The 17,873-nt window shown below is 61.6% G+C and carries 18 protein-coding genes and 1 tRNA gene; 9 read left to right on the top strand and 10 right to left on the bottom strand.

From position 1 onward, the window contains the following. Position 1: 1 nt before the first annotated feature. The 4 genes from EOE18_RS18910 to coxB all read right to left on the bottom strand — a co-directional run bounded on the left by EOE18_RS18910 (position 2) and on the right by coxB (position 3,904). Complete coding sequence (locus tag EOE18_RS18910) at positions 2–133, bottom strand: hypothetical protein (RefSeq protein ID WP_281278036.1); 132 nt, start codon at positions 131–133, stop codon at positions 2–4. Further along, positions 130–1,074, bottom strand: a complete 945-nt coding sequence (locus EOE18_RS04000) for a heme o synthase (protein WP_127706447.1) — start codon at positions 1,072–1,074, stop codon at positions 130–132. The genes EOE18_RS18910 and EOE18_RS04000 overlap by 4 nt, the downstream gene beginning before the upstream one ends. Before the next feature lie 124 nt (positions 1,075–1,198). Continuing rightward, a complete protein-coding gene (ctaD, locus tag EOE18_RS04005) occupies positions 1,199–2,884 on the bottom strand; it encodes a cytochrome c oxidase subunit I (RefSeq protein ID WP_127706449.1) in 1,686 nt (561 codons plus the stop codon). A gap of 27 nt (positions 2,885–2,911) precedes the next feature. Further along, positions 2,912–3,904: a cytochrome c oxidase subunit II gene (gene coxB / locus EOE18_RS04010; protein WP_127706451.1), complete on the bottom strand. Its 993-nt coding sequence runs from the start codon at positions 3,902–3,904 to the stop codon at positions 2,912–2,914. A 242-nt stretch (positions 3,905–4,146) separates the two neighbouring features. Here coxB and pyrE point away from each other — a divergent pair, with 242 nt between their 5' ends. Genes pyrE through ruvX form a run of 7 tightly spaced genes read left to right on the top strand, consistent with a single transcriptional unit; the run spans position 4,147 to position 9,641 of the window. After that, a complete protein-coding gene (gene pyrE, locus EOE18_RS04015) occupies positions 4,147–4,731 on the top strand; it encodes an orotate phosphoribosyltransferase (RefSeq protein ID WP_127706453.1) in 585 nt (194 codons plus the stop codon). 8 nt (positions 4,732–4,739) lie between these two features. Beyond that, positions 4,740–5,486: a pyridoxine 5'-phosphate synthase gene (locus EOE18_RS04020; protein ID WP_127706455.1), complete on the top strand. Its 747-nt coding sequence runs from the start codon at positions 4,740–4,742 to the stop codon at positions 5,484–5,486. Between the two features lie 14 nt (positions 5,487–5,500). Beyond that, positions 5,501–5,905 (top strand): holo-ACP synthase, encoded by a 405-nt coding sequence (gene acpS / locus EOE18_RS04025; RefSeq protein WP_127706457.1) that lies wholly within the window; start codon positions 5,501–5,503, stop codon positions 5,903–5,905. Positions 5,906–5,907: 2 nt separating this feature from the next. After that, entirely contained in the window at positions 5,908–6,792 is an 885-nt protein-coding gene (gene lepB, locus EOE18_RS04030; RefSeq protein ID WP_425464282.1) for a signal peptidase I, read from the top strand. 3 nt (positions 6,793–6,795) lie between these two features. Continuing rightward, positions 6,796–7,932, top strand: a complete 1,137-nt coding sequence (locus tag EOE18_RS04035) for an AI-2E family transporter (protein WP_127706459.1) — start codon at positions 6,796–6,798, stop codon at positions 7,930–7,932. A 24-nt stretch (positions 7,933–7,956) separates the two neighbouring features. Next, entirely contained in the window at positions 7,957–9,171 is a 1,215-nt protein-coding gene (locus tag EOE18_RS04040) for a DUF3089 domain-containing protein (protein WP_342772632.1), read from the top strand. Then, complete coding sequence (ruvX, locus tag EOE18_RS04045; protein ID WP_181953003.1) at positions 9,150–9,641, top strand: Holliday junction resolvase RuvX; 492 nt, start codon at positions 9,150–9,152, stop codon at positions 9,639–9,641. The genes EOE18_RS04040 and ruvX overlap by 22 nt, the downstream gene beginning before the upstream one ends. A gap of 154 nt (positions 9,642–9,795) precedes the next feature. On the opposite strand, the gene EOE18_RS04050 is transcribed toward ruvX, so the two are convergent. The 4 genes from EOE18_RS04050 to argH are packed head-to-tail and all read right to left on the bottom strand — an operon-like array spanning position 9,796 to position 13,565. Next, positions 9,796–10,572 carry a precorrin-2 dehydrogenase/sirohydrochlorin ferrochelatase family protein gene (locus EOE18_RS04050; RefSeq protein ID WP_181953004.1) on the bottom strand — a complete coding sequence of 259 codons (777 nt, stop codon included), beginning with the start codon at positions 10,570–10,572 and terminating at the stop codon, positions 9,796–9,798. A 56-nt stretch (positions 10,573–10,628) separates the two neighbouring features. Then, positions 10,629–11,888, bottom strand: a complete 1,260-nt coding sequence (lysA, locus tag EOE18_RS04055) for a diaminopimelate decarboxylase (protein WP_127706465.1) — start codon at positions 11,886–11,888, stop codon at positions 10,629–10,631. Between the two features lie 43 nt (positions 11,889–11,931). Continuing rightward, the gene (locus EOE18_RS04060) at positions 11,932–12,183 is read right to left on the bottom strand and encodes a hypothetical protein (protein ID WP_127706467.1); all 252 of its coding nucleotides are present in this window, start codon (positions 12,181–12,183) and stop codon (positions 11,932–11,934) included. A gap of 5 nt (positions 12,184–12,188) precedes the next feature. Further along, positions 12,189–13,565, bottom strand: a complete 1,377-nt coding sequence (gene argH / locus EOE18_RS04065) for an argininosuccinate lyase (protein ID WP_127706469.1) — start codon at positions 13,563–13,565, stop codon at positions 12,189–12,191. 130 nt (positions 13,566–13,695) lie between these two features. Between argH and EOE18_RS04070 the strand changes: the two genes are divergently transcribed. Further along, positions 13,696–14,187 carry a TlpA family protein disulfide reductase gene (locus EOE18_RS04070; RefSeq protein ID WP_246027245.1) on the top strand — a complete coding sequence of 164 codons (492 nt, stop codon included), beginning with the start codon at positions 13,696–13,698 and terminating at the stop codon, positions 14,185–14,187. A 94-nt stretch (positions 14,188–14,281) separates the two neighbouring features. Continuing rightward, on the top strand, positions 14,282–14,467 hold the full coding sequence (locus tag EOE18_RS18745) for a Flp family type IVb pilin (protein ID WP_246027246.1): 186 nt from the start codon (positions 14,282–14,284) through the stop codon (positions 14,465–14,467). Positions 14,468–14,501: 34 nt separating this feature from the next. Here EOE18_RS18745 and EOE18_RS04080 read toward each other — a convergent pair. Together EOE18_RS04080 and EOE18_RS04085 are read right to left on the bottom strand one after the other, a co-directional pair. Then, a tRNA-Val gene (locus EOE18_RS04080) sits at positions 14,502–14,577 on the bottom strand. Between the two features lie 197 nt (positions 14,578–14,774). Beyond that, on the bottom strand, positions 14,775–17,858 hold the full coding sequence (locus EOE18_RS04085; RefSeq protein ID WP_127706475.1) for a type I restriction endonuclease subunit R: 3,084 nt from the start codon (positions 17,856–17,858) through the stop codon (positions 14,775–14,777). Between the last annotated feature and the right edge of the window lie 15 nt (positions 17,859–17,873).

A 17,873-nucleotide genomic window follows, 5' to 3' on the forward strand; every position in this document is an offset into this window, starting at 1 on the left:
GCTAGATCTTCATCTTCACAATGGTGATGGCGAAAAACAGCACGACAAACGCAACCAGAACCAGAGCCAAAGCCTTGTTCCGCGAAGCGATGATCGCCTTGCGCGCCTGTGGATCGATAGGCATTTGGCTCATACACTGCCTCCCAGAACTTGGACCCAACGGTCGGCGACCAAAGCGCCAAACAAGACAAAAAGATAAAGTACCGAATAGGCAAACAACTGCTTTTCCGGCTTCATTTTATCATCCTCACCCTGCCGCTCGCGCAAGCCGACACGAAGGGCAAAGCCAAGAAACAGGCTGGAAAGCACGGCGGCCGACCATCCATAAACCGCGCCCGTATGCCCCAGCCACCAGGGCAGCAAGGTGAGCGGCAAGAGCAGCACCGAATAGATCAGGATCTGGCGCCGCGTGACCTTTTCCCCCGCCACAACGGGCAGCATGGGAATGCCTACCTTGGCATAATCGGTCTTCACAAACAGCGCCAAGGCCCAAAAATGCGGCGGCGTCCACATGAAGATGATCGCGAACAACAGCACCGGCATCAGGGTAATATCCCCCGTCACCGCCACCCAACCGATCATCGGCGGAAAAGCCCCCGCCCCACCACCGATCACGATGTTCTGAGGCGTGCGCGGCTTGAGCCAGACGGTATAGACAAAGGAGTAATAGATAATCGAGACGAGCAGGATCAGCCCGCAAAGCCAGCCAGCGGCCAGCCCCATGGTCAGCACCGCAAAGCCCGACAGCGCCATGCCGAAATCGCGCGCACTGTCGCGGTCCATGCGACCAGCGGGCAGCGGGCGGTTCGCGGTGCGCTTCATCCCCGCGTCAATATCGGCTTCCCACCACTGGTTAAGCGCCGCTGCGCCACCGGCACCCACCGCGATGCACAGGATCGTCGCAAAACCGATAACGGGGTGAATATGGCCGGGCGCGGCCAGCAAGCCGCAAAGTCCGGTAAAAATGACCAAGGTCATCACACGCGGCTTGGTCAGCGCGAAGAAATCGCGCCAATGGGCGGGCTGACGCTGAATCGCAGGCTGGCATTTCGGGGGCGAGGAGGTCTGGCTCATAGGCCAAGCCCCTTGCCGCAAAGCCAGCGGATGTAAAGGGCGCAAGGTGTCCATCGCCTGTCCCAAGCTGGTTGCCAAGCCCTGTTGGCGGTGCTCCGGCCTGTCCGGCGCACCGCCAAAGGTCTTAGTGGTGGTCCTCGTCCTTGATCGTGGGCAAGGTTTCGAACTGGTGGAACGGCGGCGGGCTGGACAGGGTCCATTCCAGCGTCGTTGCACCCTCGCCCCAATAATTGCCCTCGGCCTTGCGACCGGCAATCAGGGCATAGGCGATGTTGACAAAGAAGATCACCATCGAAGCCGCCATCACCATGTAACCCACCGTGGCGAAATGGTTCCAATAGGCATAGGCGGGGGTGAAGTCGGGATAGCGGCGCGGCATACCCTGCATACCTAGGAAGTGCATGGGGAAGAACAGCATGTTCACGCCCACAAAGAACACCGCAAAGTGCAGATAGGACAGCAGTTCCGAATGCCAGCGCCCGCTCATCTTGGGGAACCAGTAGTAGAAACCGGCGAACAGCGAGGTCACCGCACCCAGCGACAGCACATAGTGGAAATGCGCCACCACATAATAGGTGTCCTGCAGATTGTCGTCCAAACCACCATTGGCCAGTTCCACACCCGTCACACCGCCGACGGTGAACAGGAAGATGAAACCGATGGCCCACACCATGGGGCTGGTGAAACGAATCGAACCACCCCACATGGTCGCGATCCAGCTGAAGATCTTGATGCCGGTGGGCACCGCGATCACCATCGTCGCCGTGGTGAAATACATCTTCACATCTTCGGACAGGCCCGTGGTGTACATATGGTGCGCCCAGACCACAAAGCCCACAACGCCAATCGCCACCATGGCATAGGCCATGCCCAAATAGCCGAAGACGGGCTTGCGGCTGAAGGTCGACACGATCTGGCTGATAATGCCGAAACCGGGCAGGATCATGATGTAAACTTCGGGATGGCCAAAGAACCAGAACAGATGCTGGAACAGCACCGGATCGCCACCACCGGCCGCATCAAAGAAAGTCGTGCCAAAATTGCGATCGGTCAGCAGCATGGTGATGGCAGCGGCCAGCACCGGCAGCGCCAGCAGCAGCAGGAAAGCAGTCACCAGCACCGACCACACGAACAAAGGCATCTTGTGCAGCGTCATGCCCGGCGCGCGCATGTTGAAAATGGTGGTAATGAAATTGATCGCCCCCATGATCGAACCTGCGCCTGAAAGGTGCAGCGAGAAAATGGCAAAGTCCACCGCAGGCCCGCTGGACCCCGTGGTCGAGAGCGGCGCATAGGCGGTCCAGCCAATACCGGCCCCCTGCCCCGTGCCGCCGGGCACAAAGGCCGAGCACATCAGCGAGACAAAACCCGCCACCGTCAGCCAGAAGGAGATGTTGTTCATGCGCGGAAACGCCATGTCCGGCGCACCAATCATGATGGGCACAAACCAATTGCCGAAACCGCCGATGATGGCGGGCATCACCATGAAAAACACCATGATCAGGCCATGCGCCGTGATCAACACGTTCCACAGGTGCAATTGCTGGTCAAAACTGGGGTTGGAAACACCCAGAGCGGCGGCAATCGTGGCCAGATATTGAATGCCCGGCTTGGCCAGTTCGGCGCGCATCAGGCCCGAAATCGCCCCGCCGATCACCCCCGCCGTAATGGCGAAGATCAAATAGAGCGTGCCAATGTCCTTGTGGTTGGTCGACATGAACCAACGCGAGAAAAATCCCGGCTTGTGATCATGGTCGTCATGCACATGCCCGTCATCATGGGCCTGAAATTCAGAAGCGATGGTAGCCATTGTTCTTTCAACCTTCGCCAAAAGGGATCATTCGCCCGAAGCGGCCGCAACAGCGGGCGCCTCGCTGGCTGCTGCTTCGGCTGCGGGGGCAGCAGCGCTTTCGGGCGCGCCGTCGATCTTGCCGCCCGCATGGGTCAACACCCAGGCGTTATATTGCGGGCGAGGCAGCGCCTCCACCACAATCGGCATATAGCCATGGCGCGCACCGCAAAGCTCGCTGCACTGGCCATAATAAACGCCCGGCTCTTTCACCGTCAGCAGCTTTTCATTGATGCGCCCGGGCACCGCGTCCAGCTTGAACCACAGCGAAGGCACCGCGAAGGAATGGATCACATCCGCACCAAAGGTCTGCAGGCGAATCGGTTCGCCCGCCGGCACCACCATGCGGTAATCGGCCGCCAACTGCTCGGGCTCGCCGCGCTTTTTGGCTTCCTCTTTGCTCAGCATGTTGCTGGTGACTTCAAACCCGCCATTGTCGGGATAGGCATAGGTCCAGTACCACTGGTTGCCGATCGCCTTGATGGTCACCGCATCCTTGGGCGGCGTTTTATACTGATGCGCCAACAACTTCATCGAAGGCACAAACACCACCAGCAGGATCAGCACCGGAATACCGGTCCAGATTACTTCCAGCAGCGTGTTATGGCTGGTTTTGCTGGGCACCGGATTCGCACGGGCATTATAACGCACCATCACCCAGATCAGCAGCGCGGCCACAAAAATGCTGACCGCGATCAACACGACCATCACGATATTATCGTGCATCCACAAGGCTTCTAGGCCGGTGGCCGAATATTGTGTCTGGAACGTGGTACCGCCATCCACCGGCATCCCCTTGCCGGGCGTGGGCGCCATAGGCGTATAGCCACCGGGCGCCACCGCCAGATGGTTGGCGTCCGCCGCAACAGCATTGGCCGCGAATAAAGAAGTAACAACGCAGCCCAGCGCCACCGCGCTTGCCGCTTTCGTCAAAAGCCCCAACCGGCGCCGCAAAGCGCCCAGTCTTTCTCCCAATGTCATGGCCTAGGTTCTTTCTTATTTCACCATACGAGAGACTTGCCCCCCTCGCATCAGCATCCACAGGCTCTGGGGCTTTTGCCCCTTGAGGCTTAGGTCTACCAGCGCTTGCCCCAGCCCACAAGCGCCTCTAGGGGTAAATTTGACACCGAAATTGTGGCATCCTGCTTGGCGTGGCTCTATGGGGCACGGTACAGGCGCCCGAAACGGCGTATGGCAAGAGATTGACTAAGGCTGATTGACCGATGACCGAAGATGAAGTGCTGGGCGAATTCCGTGCGAGCCAGGCCCTGCTGGAAGGCCATTTCCTGCTCTCCTCCGGCCGCCACAGCGCGCATTATCTGCAATGTGCCCGCGTTTTGATGAATCCGATGCGCGCAAGCCGTCTGGCTCTGGCCATTGCGCAACGCATCCCGCGCGATGTGAAAAAGGAAATCAACAAGGTGGTCAGCCCCGCAATGGGCGGCCTGATCATCGGCCATGAAATGGGCCGCGCGCTGGGCGTGGACGCGATGTTTGTGGAACGCCCCACCGGCACATTCGAACTGCGCCGCGGTTTCTCACTGGAACCGGGCGACAAGGTGTTGATGGTCGAAGACGTGGTCACCACCGGCCTTTCGAGCCGTGAAGCGATTCGCGCCATCGAGGAAGCTGGCGGACAGGTCATTGCCGCAGCCTCGCTGATCGACCGCAGCGCGGGCGCGGTGGATCTGGGCGTGCCCTTCTATCCGCTGATCGCGCTCAACTTCCCCACCTATGCGCCCGAAGAAGTGCCCGAATCGCTGGCCGCCATTCCCGCTATCAAGCCCGGCAGCCGGGCCAAGGCATGAATGGCGCGATGACCAGCGTGCTGAACCCCGCCCGTTTGCGGCTTGGCGTGAACATCGACCATGTCGCCACCATCCGCAATGCACGCGGGGGGGAGCATCCTGATCCTGTGCGCGCGGCGCAAATCGTAGCTTCTGTGGGCGGCGATGGCATCACCGCCCATTTGCGCGAAGACCGCCGCCATATCCGCGACGAGGATCTGGCGCGAATTCAGGCGGCCACCAATCTTCCGCTCAATCTGGAAATGGCCGCCACCGAGGAAATGCTGGAAATCGCGCTGCGTCACAAGCCGCATGCCGCATGCATCGTGCCCGAACGCCGCGAGGAACGCACCACCGAGGGCGGTCTGGATGCCGCTGGCCAGCATAACCGTCTGGCCCCGATCATCGCGCGTTTGAAAGATGCGGGCATCCGCGTCAGCCTGTTCATCGCGCCCGAAATGCGCCAGTTGGACGCCGCCATCCGCCTTGGCGCCCCCGTGGTCGAATTCCACACCGGCGAATATGCCCATGCCGAGGGTGAGGCCCGTGCGGTCGAATTGAAGCGCCTGGCCGATATGGCCGCGCTGGCCGCGCGCAACGGGATCGAACCCCATGCCGGACACGGTCTGACCTATGACAATGTGCAGCCCATTGCCGCCATTCCCCAGATCGCCGAACTCAACATCGGCCATTACCTGATTGGTGAGGCAGTGTTTGTCGGTCTGGAACAAGCGGTGCAGCGTATGCGCGACCTGATGGACGCTGCGCGCGGGTAAAGGATGGATCGGGCGTGATCTTGGGCCTTGGCACGGATCTGTGCAGCGTGGAGCGGATAGAAGCCGCGCTGGCCCGTCAGTCCGACCGCTTCATCGCGCGCTGCTTCACGCCAGGCGAAATCGCGCTGGCCCAATCGCGCCCAGCCCTGCGCGCCGCCACTCTAGCCAAGCGCTGGGCCGCCAAGGAGGCCTGCGCCAAGGCGTTGGGCACGGGGATCGGGCGCGGCTTTGGCATGACCGATATAGAGGTGGTGCTGAATGATCTGGGCGCGCCCTCGCTGATCCTGCATGGCGGGGCGGCGGAAAGGCTTGCGGCCATCACGCCGGAAGGGCATGAAGGCTTTGTTCATCTTTCGCTCAGCGACGAATTGCCATGGGCGCAAGCTACAGTAATTGTTGAGGGGCGGGTTAAAGTCTAAACATGATGACAGAGCCCGACTCCCTGCAGCCCCCCGCCAATGCCGCGACGCCCGCCGAAGAACCCATTAACTGGTGGGCCGAGGCGCGCGGCCTGCTGGGCATGTTCATGGCGGTGATCGCTTTTCATAGTCTGGTGGCCAAGCCTTTTTACATCCCCAGTTCGTCCATGGCGCCCAATCTATGGGTGGGCGATCATTTGGTGGTCTCGAAATATCCCTATGGCTGGAATTGGGCCTCGGCCAGTTTCCATATCCTGCCCCATGGCGAATGGCGCATTCTGGGCAAGACGCCCGCCTATGGCGATGTCGTGATCATCGTGCCGCGCGGTCGCCCGAACGAGGATTATATCAAGCGCGTGGTCGCCCTGCCCGGCGACCGCATCGCCCTGCGCCATGGCCAGATCATCCTGAATGGCAAGCCGGTGCCGCAGGAGATGTTGCCGCGAATCCAAGTGCCGCTCGACGCGCTGGGTTCGGATGAAGACCCCTATCCTTGCGAGGGTTTCGGCTTTGAAGGGTTGAAGCAGCGCCTGCCTTCGGGACAATTGGTATGCGACATGCCCGCCTATCGCGAAACCATGCCCAATGGCGCGACCTATACGGTGGTGGACCATACCGAGCAGCCCTATGACGAGATGGTCGAGGTCAAAGTGCCCGAAGGCCATGTGTTTGTCATGGGCGACAATCGCGACCATTCCGCCGACAGCCGCGTCAGTCTGGACGAGCGTGGCCTTGGCGGGCCGGTGCCTTTGAGTGATATTGGCGGACGGGCCGAATTGATCACCCATTCCTTCACCGCGGCGGCGGGTTGGAACCCTTTGACATGGTTCACCGCCTTGCGCTCTGGCCGTTCGGGCACCAGCCTGCGGCCCAAGGGCGCGCATTGATCGATGGCCGCGCGCAACGCCAAACCGGCCAAATCCCCCCTGCCCCACCGCAAGCGCGCTGGTCCGACCGACATTCATGACCCTCTGGTGCGCCAAGAGGCCAAAAAGGCGCTGATCTGGTTTGGCGTGGCGGGCATGATCGCCTTGGTGGTGGTTTTGTCCGATCCGCTGATGGTGGTGTTTGGCGGCATGGTGTTTGGCGCTCTGCTGGATGGCGGGGCGCGGCTGTTGCGCAAGGTGCTGCCGATCGGGCGCGTGTGGCGGGTGGCGATTGTGCTGCTGGCGGCGGTGGGCTTCTCGCTCTGGTTCCTCACCTATGCCGGTTCGCAAATCGCGCTACAGGCCGCCGCTTTGCCCGAAACCCTGTTGGCGCAGGCGATGAAGGCGCTGCATTGGGCTGAAAGGCACCGGCTGATCACCATCAACACCCGCATGATCCAGAATCTGACCGAGCAGGCCATTGCTGGTGTCGGCCAGTTGACCGGCGTGGTGGGCGGCTTGATCGGCGGGGCGACCACCATCTTCCTCATTCTGGTGCTGGGCATCTATTTCGCGATCGACCCCCAGCCCTATCAGCGCGGGCTGGCATGGATGCTGCCGCGCGAAAGCCGCCCCTTCTTTGACGACATGTTCACCGCCATGGGCCACACGATGCGTCGCCTGCTGTTTGGCCGCATCGTGGGCATGGTCATCGAAGGGGTAACCATTGGCCTTGCCCTGTCGGCCTATGATGTGCCTTTGGCGACATTGTTGGGGTTGATCGCGGGAGGATTGGCGTTCCTACCCAATATTGGCGCGCCTATTTCGGGCCTTTTGATGGTGCTGGTCGGTTTTTCGGGCGGCACCAATATGGGGCTCTATTGCATCGGCGTTTACGTGGTGGTGCAGGGTATAGACGGCAACATCATCGTGCCGATGGTGGCCAAGAAAACCGCCGATCTGGCCCCCGCGCTGGTGCTGGCCATGCAGTTGGTGATGGGCGCGCTTTTCGGCATTATCGGGCTGGCGCTCGCGGACCCGATGCTGGCCATGCTCAAGGTCTTGCTGGAAAAGCTGGCGGAGCGCGGCGGCTTGGCCGATGATGCCCATGCCGGAGATGCGGAGGCCGTTGACAGTGAATTGTCATCGGTTGAAGCGTAAGCTGCGGTCCGGTTGTCCCCTTTGGTGCGAAAGTCCCTCTATGCTCTTGGCCTATCGGTTGTTCTCGTGATCGGCGGCTTGGGCGCCATGCGCTATTGGGCGCGGGAATTGACGCAATTCACCTTTGTCCCCGCCCTGTCGTTTCAACCGGCGGCGCCCTTGGCCGGTGATGCCTATGCCGATCCGGCGCTGTGGTTCAGCCAAGGGACTGGCTCTCCGCAGGATGGCGCGCGCTGGCGGCCAACCGGAGCGCCCATGCAGGAAGCCACCGTGCCGGCAGCGGTGTTCTTTGTGCATCCCACCAGCCATTATGACCGGATGCAGTGGAACGCCTCGCTGGACGATGCCACCGCCAACAAAACCGCCGACCTGTTCGTGCGCGGGCTGGCCACACCCTTTAACGCAGCGGCCGAACTCTGGGTGCCGCGCTATCGTCAGGCCACTTTGGGCGCATTTTTGACCGAGAGGCCCGAAGGCAAGCTGGCGCTGGATGCCGCCTATGCCGATGTGCTGGCCGCCTTTGACCATTTTCTGGCCCATGCCGATCCGCGCCTGCCCATCGTGCTGGCAGGCCACAGCCAAGGCTCGTTCCACCTCAAGCGCCTGATGCAGGAAAGGGTGGCGGGCAAGCCCTTGGCCCGACGGATCGCGGCGGCCTATGTGGTGGGCTGGCCAGTCAGTATCGAGCATGACCTGCCCGCGATGGGCTTGCCCGCCTGCACCAAAGCCGATCAAAGCGGCTGCATCCTCTCGTGGCAAAGCTATGCCGAACCGGCCGATACGGTGCAGATGCTGGATGCCTATGCCCATTTCCCCGGACTGGATGGAGCCAAGCGCGGCACCCCGCCATTCCTCTGCACCAATCCCTTGACCGGCGGCGAGAGCGATGTGGCCACCAACTTCAGCAATCAGGGCACGCTGGTTCCCGATGCGGCTTTGAGCGGCGGGGTGTTGATGCCCGGCCTGGTCCCTGCGCGCTGCTCTCCGGAAGGTTTCCTGTTAATCGGCCCCGCGCCGCAAATGGGGCCTTTCGTGCTGCCGGGCAACAATTACCACGTCTATGACTATCCGCTGTTCTGGAGCAATGTGCGGGCCGATGTTGCGCGGCGCGTGAACCATTGGCATGGGACGCGGATGAACAAGCCTTCGCCCTCCTCCACACAGGCCAGCGCCGCCAAGGTGGCGCCCACGGCCGCCCAGCCCGAAAAGCCCAAGTCATGGTGGCACCTGTGGTCCTGATCACCACCGGCGCGCTGGAAATGCGCGATGCCCTGCCCGAAGGCGGCGCATTGCTGGGGCTGGATCTGGGCACACAGACCATCGGCACCGCCTTTTGCGATCCGCATTGGAGCATCGCCAGCCCGGGCAAGACCATCAAGCGCGGCAAGTTCAGCGTCGACAAAGTGTTGATCGCAGGCCTGATTGCCGAGCGGAATATCAAGGGGCTGGTGATGGGCCTGCCGCTCAATATGGATGGCAGCTCAGGTCCGCGCGTGCAATCGACCCGCGCCTATGCGCAGAATCTGGCCGCACTGGGCCTGCCGATCCTGCTATGGGATGAACGCTGGTCCACCACCAGCGCCGAAAGAGGCCTGATCGATCAGGATATGAGCCGCGCCAAGCGCAAGGAGCGCATCGACAGCGCGGCGGCAGCTGTGATCCTGCAGGCGGCCTGTGATGCGCTGGCTGGAGGTGGGTTCAGGCTGTGATAGGCGGGCTGGTCGATCTGGTCGAGGGGCTTTGCGGCGTGCTCGACCAGATCGACACAGCTATCACCCTGTTCAAGACGCGCCGCCGCGCGATGATAACCCTTTCGCTGCTGTCCGTCGGCGCCATGGCCATTTGGCTGATAGCGCGAAGCGGTTAAACCCCACGCAGCCTAAGCCAAAGCCCCGCCTCATCGGGCACCGCATCGCCCACGATCCGCACCGCATCCGCCCGCGCCCGCGCCAGAATGGCGGGCGGCACATGGGCATCGTGCACAATGCCATCCGCGCTGCCCAACAAGCGCGCCTCGCGCAGGGTCAGGTCATCGGGATCATCGGAACGCAGAATTATCTCGACCACGCCCCCCTGCGGCGCGTCAGCACCAGCCAGCCAGCCCTCAATCCGCCCCGCGCTGCCCGCCTCCAACGGGTCCAGAACGCAGCCTTGCGCAAGGGCCGCATCCAAGGCGCGGCGGCGCTCCTTCATGTCGGGGAACCGCGCCCGCAACGCGCTCCGTGCATCCCCCAGACCACGCGCCAAGGCGCCAAGGCTCTCGGGCAACAAGGCCTCCAGTCGCAAGCGCAATTGCTTGGCCAGCCCCGCCGAAACGCCTCCCGTTCCCACCGCGATCAACACCGGCGATCGGTCCAGAATGGAAGGCGTGGTAAAATCGCATAGGTCAGGCTGGTCCACCACATTGACCAGCAGGCCCGCGCCGCGCAGCCGCAGGGCATCGGCTTCCGCCGCGCCGCGATCCTCATAGGCGATAAAGGCCAGACGTGCGCAGCGGTCGATCCCCGCCTGCATATCGTCAAACACCACAGCCCCTGCCCGCTCGACCAAGCGCCGCTTGGCCTCCGCCGCCTCGCCTTGGCCAAGGATGATGACAGGCTGGCCTTGCAACCGGTGGAACAGGGGGAGCGTTTCGAGCATGATGCCCTATAGGCGTAAAGCCTGTGAAACGAAACGCCCCCCTTGGGACAGGCCGCTTACTTCAACCAGTCGGGCACCTGCTCCGCCGCCAGAATGGTGGCAGGCTCGATGCGGTTGGCGACAATCGCCCATTGGTCGCCATTCACCATCACTTCGGGCACCAGAGCGCGGCTGTTATAGGTGTTGGCCATGGTCGCGCCATAGGCCCCCGCCGTGCGGAAAGCGGCCAGATCGCCCTGTTTGACCACGTCAATCTCGCGCCTTTTGGCGAAAGTATCGCTGCTTTCACAAATCGGGCCAACCACCGTGGCGGTCATGGTTTCGCCCGTGGGCGCCACAGCCACGAAATCATGCCATGCATCATACATGGCCGGACGCACCAGATCGTTCATCGCCGCGTCCACCACCACAAAGGGATAGGGCTCGGCAGCCTTTACCCGCACCACTTCGGTGACCAGAATGCCCGAATTGCCGGTGATGACACGGCCCGGTTCGAACATCAGCGTCACGTCCCAATCGGCCGTCACCGCCGCGACCATCGCGCCATAATCAGCCGGACCGGGCAGAGTCTCGCCCATGCGATAGGGCACGCCCAGCCCGCCGCCCAGATCGACATGGGTGACCGCATGGCCCGCCGCGCGCAGCGTGGCCAGCAGCTCGCCCATGCGGATAAAGGCCTGACGCGAGGGTTCAAGATCGGTGATCTGGCTGCCGATATGGCAGGCGATACCGCGCAGATCCAACCCTTCCAGACTTGCCAGTCGGGCATACATAGCGGGCGTCTGATCCAAGGCTACGCCGAATTTGTTCTCGGCCTTGCCGGTCGAGATTTTCTCATGCGTCTTGGCATCGACATCAGGATTGACGCGGAGCACGGCAGGCGCACGCAGGCCCATTTGCGCCGCGATTTGCGCCAGTTCCACGCCCTCTTCCTCGGATTCCAGATTGAACTGGCCAATCCCCGCCCGCAAGGCCGCGCTCAATTCGGCGCGCGTCTTGCCCACGCCCGAAAACACAATATCGGCCGCCGGCATGCCCGCCGCCAACGCCCGCTCCATCTCGCCCTGCGACACCACATCCGCGCCATAGCCTTCCGATGCCAGTACCCGCAGCACCGCCAGATTGGGGTTGGACTTCACCGCAAAGGCAATGTGCTTTTTAGGCAAGGCGGCCAAGCCCTCGGCAAAGACACGCGCATGGCGGCGCAAAGTGGCCTCGGAATAGATATAGACCGGCGTCCCCACTTGGCCAGCGATGGTGGCAACAGGGATGTTTTCGGCATGCAACACGCCGTTCTGATAGGCAAAATGGTCCATGGATGTCTCTTCGATTGGGCGATCTATCTGGGCGGTCTAGGTGTCAGTCTTCGGGCGGCAGGTCGAATGGATCATCGTTGCGCGGCTCGGACCTTGTGTGCAATTCCACATTGCGGCTGGGGCGGCTTTGCGAGGACTGGCTCAACAATTCCCCCGATCCGGGCCGGTCCAGACGGCCATAGGGCGCCACCGGCAGGCTCTTGCCCGGTTTGGGTTTCAGCTCGTTTTCCGTGCCGCAAGCCGACAAGGCCAACAGCGCCGCGCCCAAAGCCAGACCGGAGAGGAGCCGCCGCATGCCGATCAGCCCACCAGACCCAAAGCGGCGCGGGCCTGCGCCACGCGCTGCGCCACCTGCACCGGCGCGGTGCCGCCATGGCTGGCGCGGCTTGCCACCGACGCCTCGACGCTGAGCGCGGGGAACACACGCTCGTCGATGCGCGAGTCAATCGCCTGCAATTCCTCGAGCGAAAGCTGGTCCAGCGCCACGCCCTTGCGTTCGGCCAGCTTGACCGCAGCGCCGGTGATGTGATGGGCCTCGCGGAAGGGGATGTTCGCCTGACGCACCAGCCAGTCGGCCAGATCGGTCGCCGTGGCATAGCCCAGTTCAGCGGCAGCGCGCATACGATCCTGACGGAAATATGCGCCTTCGACCATGCCGGTCATCGCGGCAAGGCACAGGGTCAGCAAGCCAGCGGCTTCGAACACCGGCGGCTTGTCGTCCTGCATGTCCTTGGAATAGGCCAAAGGCAGGCCCTTCATGGTGATCATCAGGCTGGTGAGCGCGCCGATGATCCGCCCCGCATGGCCGCGCACCAATTCGGCGGCATCGGGGTTTTTCTTCTGCGGCATGATGCTGCTGCCGGTCGAAAGACTATCGGGCAGCGTGACAAAGCCAAAGGGCTGGCTGGCCCAGATGATGAATTCCTCGGCCAGACGCGACAGATGCAAGGCGCACTGCGCGGCCGCCATCAGGTAATCCAGCGCGAAATCGCGGTCGGATACCGAATCGAGGCTATTGTCCGTGGGCCGGTCAAAATCCAGCGCCGAAGCCGTGGCGAAACGGTCGATCGGGAAACCCGTGCCAGCCAGCGCCGCGCTACCCAGCGGGCATTGGTTCATACGGGCGCGGGCATCGGCAAAGCGCGAAACATCGCGCGCGGCCATTTCGTAATAGGCCAGCAAATGATGACCCAGCACCACCGGCTGCGCTGTCTGCAAATGAGTAAAACCGGGCAGGATGGTGTTCACATGCTCGCCCGCGCGCTGGACCAGCGCCTTTTGCAAAGCGTTGAGCCCTGCCAAAGCCTCATCCACCGCATCACGCACCCACAGGCGGAAATCGGTGGCCACCTGGTCATTGCGGCTGCGCGCAGTATGCAAACGCCCCGCCACCGGACCGACCAGTTCAGCCAGACGGCTTTCGGTGGTCATGTGGATGTCTTCCAGATCCCAGTTTTCGGGCACGCCATTCTGGGCATATTCCGCAGCGACTTGATCAAGCCCTGCCGAAATCGTCGCCGCGTCTTCCGGCGCAACAATGCCTTGCGCGCCCAACATGGCGACATGGGCCTTGCTGGCGCGGATGTCCTGACGCCACAGAGCCTTGTCGAAAGGAATGGAAGCGTTTATCTCCCGCATGATGGAGCTTGGCCCCTCAGCAAAGCGTCCGCCCCACATCTGGTTGGAGCCTGCCCCCGTGCTTTCGCCGTTTCCTTGCCCGTCACTCACGCGTATCGTCCTTGCATCTTTGGTGCTGTCACCCTTGCTTGGCGGATGCGATAGGCAAAGCGGCGCGGATAAGCAACCGGTGGCTGCGCCCTCTTCGGCGGCCAATGCGGGCGAATCGGCATCCACGGGCGAAACCGCGGGCAGCCCTGACCGCAGCCACAAGGGCAGCCTGCTGCCCGATCTGACCTTTCACGACGGAAGCGGCAAAGTGCTGCGAACCGCCGAGTTGAAAGGCAAGCCGGTGCTGATCAACCTATGGGCGACATGGTGCGGCCCATGCGTGGCCGAAATGCCCAAGCTGGACGCCTTGGCAGCCAAGGGCGCGATACGTGTGGTGACCATTTCGCAGGACAGCGGCGCTGCCGAAAAGGTCGCGGCATTTTTAAAAGCGCGCTCTGTCAAGAATTTGGAGCCATGGCTTGATCCCGAAGGCACGGCGGCGGGGCAATGGCAGGTGTCCACCCTGCCCGCCTCGATCTATTACGATGCCAATGGGCGCGAGATCTGGCGCATGAATGGCGGCATGGACTGGACCGGCGCGCAAGCCACGCAATTGCTGGCCGAGCAGTAATCGGCCCGCGCCTAGGGATAACTACAGGGCGCGTTTAGCAAAAATTTTGCCAAACCACCGTAAAGCTTTGGCTCCCTTCCAAGGAGACTATCGCTTGCGCCTCTTGCCCCTGTCACGCCTGCTGCGCGATGAAACCGCCGCAACGGCTATCGAATATGGGCTGGTGCTGGCCCTGATTGCCATGGGCATTTTCACGCTGGTCGAAGGCATGGGTAAATCGGTGCAAACCACGATGCAAACCGCATCCACCGCGATCAACACGGCCAATACTGCCGCCTGACACAAGGCACTTGACCTGAAATGTTCGGGGAAGGTGGTGGGCGATGACGGGCTCGAACCGCCGACCCTCTCGGTGTAAACGAGATGCTCTACCAACTGAGCTAATCGCCCCTTCACGGGAAGCCGCGCTATTACTGGGTTTTAGCGCGGCGTCAAGTCCGATTTTCTAGATTCGTGTGGCAGGCAAATCCTTCCAGATGACGAGAGAGTCCCGAAATAGTCCCGAAGTCACGTCAACGAATCTGGCAACAAAATCAGGGCACTTCAGATACCCTAACGTGCCCATGAGCGATCCGTCGCCATGGGCATCACAAACCTCTCAAAGCCTCATAAAGCTGCCCAGGGCCCAGCAGGAGCTCTTTCAATCGCTGACGTAGCACAGGGTTGTTCAGCGCCTGCAGGCTCATTTTCTCGAAGGCGTCATGGGTATCCATGATGGCATTCAGTTGCTCGCCGTCCAGCGTCGGAGAGGCTTCGAACTGGGATTTGGAATTGTTGGCAGCCTGCAAGCGAAGAGACTCTGATTCGAGCAATTTGGTCCGCAGCGCCCCGACATAATTCAAGGCATCACCGTCTGTCAGGTCCCCATCGAAGAGGTCATTCACCTTGGCGATGATTTCGGCCAGCAGCGCTTTTTCCTTATCCTGCACCGCACCGGTGCCCACGCTGGAGATAGGTGGAAGGCTGGGCTGCTCACCACCGGCAACGCTGATGTTGCGCTTGCCCAGGTCCTTCAGTGAATGGTGGGTCAGCCGCAAGCCCGACAGGTCTACACCGTCTCGCTCCCTGCCAAACCCCAGCAGGGGGAGCAGGCGCTTGTAGAACATGAAGCGCTTTTCGATCTCGGTGCTGCCATAGTCAAAGATCTGGGACAGGAAGGTGTAGAGGCTGATAAAGCTTTGCATGTCGCCTCTGAACAAAAGCAAGGCATTGAGTTCGTCCTTCGCCTCGTCTGCAGCCTTCTGGTTGCCATTCGCGTCAGCGGCTGTTCGGCGGGCGAAGGCATCCTTGTACTGAACCAGCAAGCGCTGGGCGACGGGCTCCATCGCCCCGGCCAGTTGCCCTTGCGTGGCGGCAGGATCCAACTCCACCCTGACCAACCGCTCGACCTCGTGGTTGTCGTAGTGGCCAGAAGCGTCCAACTTGGCGCGCAAGTCGAAGATGAGATTGGGATCGGTCGCAGCCGCGATCTGGGCGGTGTCGTAATAGGTGCGGAATGCCTCCAGCACCTCCTCGGAACTGTTCACGAAGTCGAGGATATAGGTCGTATCTTTTCCGGGGTGGGCTCGGTTCAGGCGCGAGAGGGTTTGCACCGCCTGAATGCCCGCCAGCCGCCGGTCGACATACATGCCGCACAGCAGGGGCTGGTCAAAGCCCGTCTGGAACTTGTTGGCCACCAGCAAGATCTTGGCGTCCTCGTCCGTGAAGGCCTCACGAATGTCGCGCCCTTTCAGCGTCGGGTTCAGCTTGGCGCTGGTCTCGGTCAAAGGTTCGCCATCGCCTTCGGGGTCGTTCACCTCACCCGAGAAGGCCACCATGGTCGCCATGCGATAGCCCTGCGACTTGATGTAGCGATCAATCGCCTGTTGCCAGCGGACCGCCTCGATGCGGCTGCCCAGCACCACCATGGCTTTGGCCTTGCCGTTCAGCAGCGGACCGACGTTTTCGCGGAAATGCTCGACGACGATCTGCACCTTTTGCGCGATGTTGTAAGGATGCAGGCGCACCCAGCGCATGATGCCCTTCATGGCCGCGCTCTTCTCAACCTCGCGCTCGTCCCATTCCTCGCCATTATTGGCCAGTTTGAAGGCCATTTTATAGGGCGTGTAATTTTTCAGAACGTCGAGGATGAAGCCTTCTTCAATCGCCTGCCGCATGGAATAGACATGGAAAGGCGCGGGCTTGTTGGTCTCGCTGGCCGGCATATCGGGATTGGGGCGGCGGCCGAACAATTCCATCGTCTTGGTCTTGGGCGTGGCGGTAAAGGCCACATAGGTCACGCCATCCTTGGCCGCGCGGGCTGCCATCTGGGCAGCCAGCAGGTCTTCGCTGCTGATCTCACCGCCATCGGTGATTTCGTCGATCTCTTCGGGCGTAAGCACAGCTTTCAGTTTGGCCGCGGTTTGCCCAGCCTGACTGCTATGGGCTTCGTCGGCGATCACGGCGAACTTCTTGCCATCGGTGGCGGCACGTTCTCGCACGGCCTCCAGAGCGAAGGGGAAGGTCTGCATGGTGCAGACGATGATCTTCTTCCCCGCATCCAGAGCCTCGGCCAAAGCCGCGCTTTTGGCGCCACTGTCGCTGGTCACGGTGGCCACCACGCCCTTGGTGCGCTCGAACTCGAACAGGGCCTCCTGCAACTGGGCATCGATCACATTGCGGTCGGATACGACAATCACGCTGGAAAAGATCTTGGCGTCCGCTGCGTCATGCAAGTCGGCAAGGAAATGCGCCGCCCAGGCGATGGAATTGGTTTTGCCCGACCCTGCGCTATGCTGGATCAGGAAACGCCCTCCAGCGCCTTCCGAGCGGATTTGAGAGCGTAATTTACGGGTGGCATCCAGCTGGTGGTAGCGCGGAAAGATGACCCCGCTGATCTGCTTCTTCTTGTCGCGCTTGGCGATCATATAGCGGCCAAGGATCTCCAGCCAGCTATCGCGTTGCCAGATCTCCTGCCACAGATAGGCCGTGGGGTGGCCGGTGCCATCGGCGGCGTTGCCTGCCCCGCCATTGTTGCCGCGGTTGAAAGGAAGGAACCGCGTAGCCCCGCCTTCCAGTTTGGTGGCCATCATCACTTCACGGTTGCTGACCGCGAAATGGACCAACGCCCCGGTGGCAAAGGTCAGCAGCGGCTCGCCCTTTGGCGCACGGTCGAATTTATATTGGTCGATCGCGTCGGCGATGCTTTGCGTGAAATCGGTTTTCAGTTCCACGGTGGCCATTGGCAGGCCATTGAGAAACAGCACAAGGTCGATACAATTCTCGTTGGCTCTGGAATATCGAACCTGTCGCACCACCCGAAGGCGGTTGGCCTGATAACGGGCAACAATATCGGGGTTCATGCCCGATGCCGGCGCAAATTGCGCGAGGCTGACGGTGCCACGCACACCGATCAGATCAATCCCATAGCGCAACACATCCAGCGTCCCGCGATCATCCAGCGATTTGCGGACGCGGTCTGCCAGCACATCCGGCGCCGCGCCGCCGTGGGATTTGCTCAGCGCCTCCCACACTTGCGGCTGCGTGGCCTGCAACCAGCTTTGCAAATCTTCGGCAAAGAGCGCACGAGCGCGATCATACCGCGAGGCCGCACCCGCCTCATAGAGCCAGCCAGCAGCAGCCAGATCGGCGCAGATCTCGTCCTCGAAGCTGATTTCTTTGTGCAGGCTCATGATCAACATCTACTC

This window comes from Novosphingobium umbonatum (assembly GCF_004005905.1).
Lineage (GTDB): Bacteria > Pseudomonadota > Alphaproteobacteria > Sphingomonadales > Sphingomonadaceae > Novosphingobium > Novosphingobium umbonatum.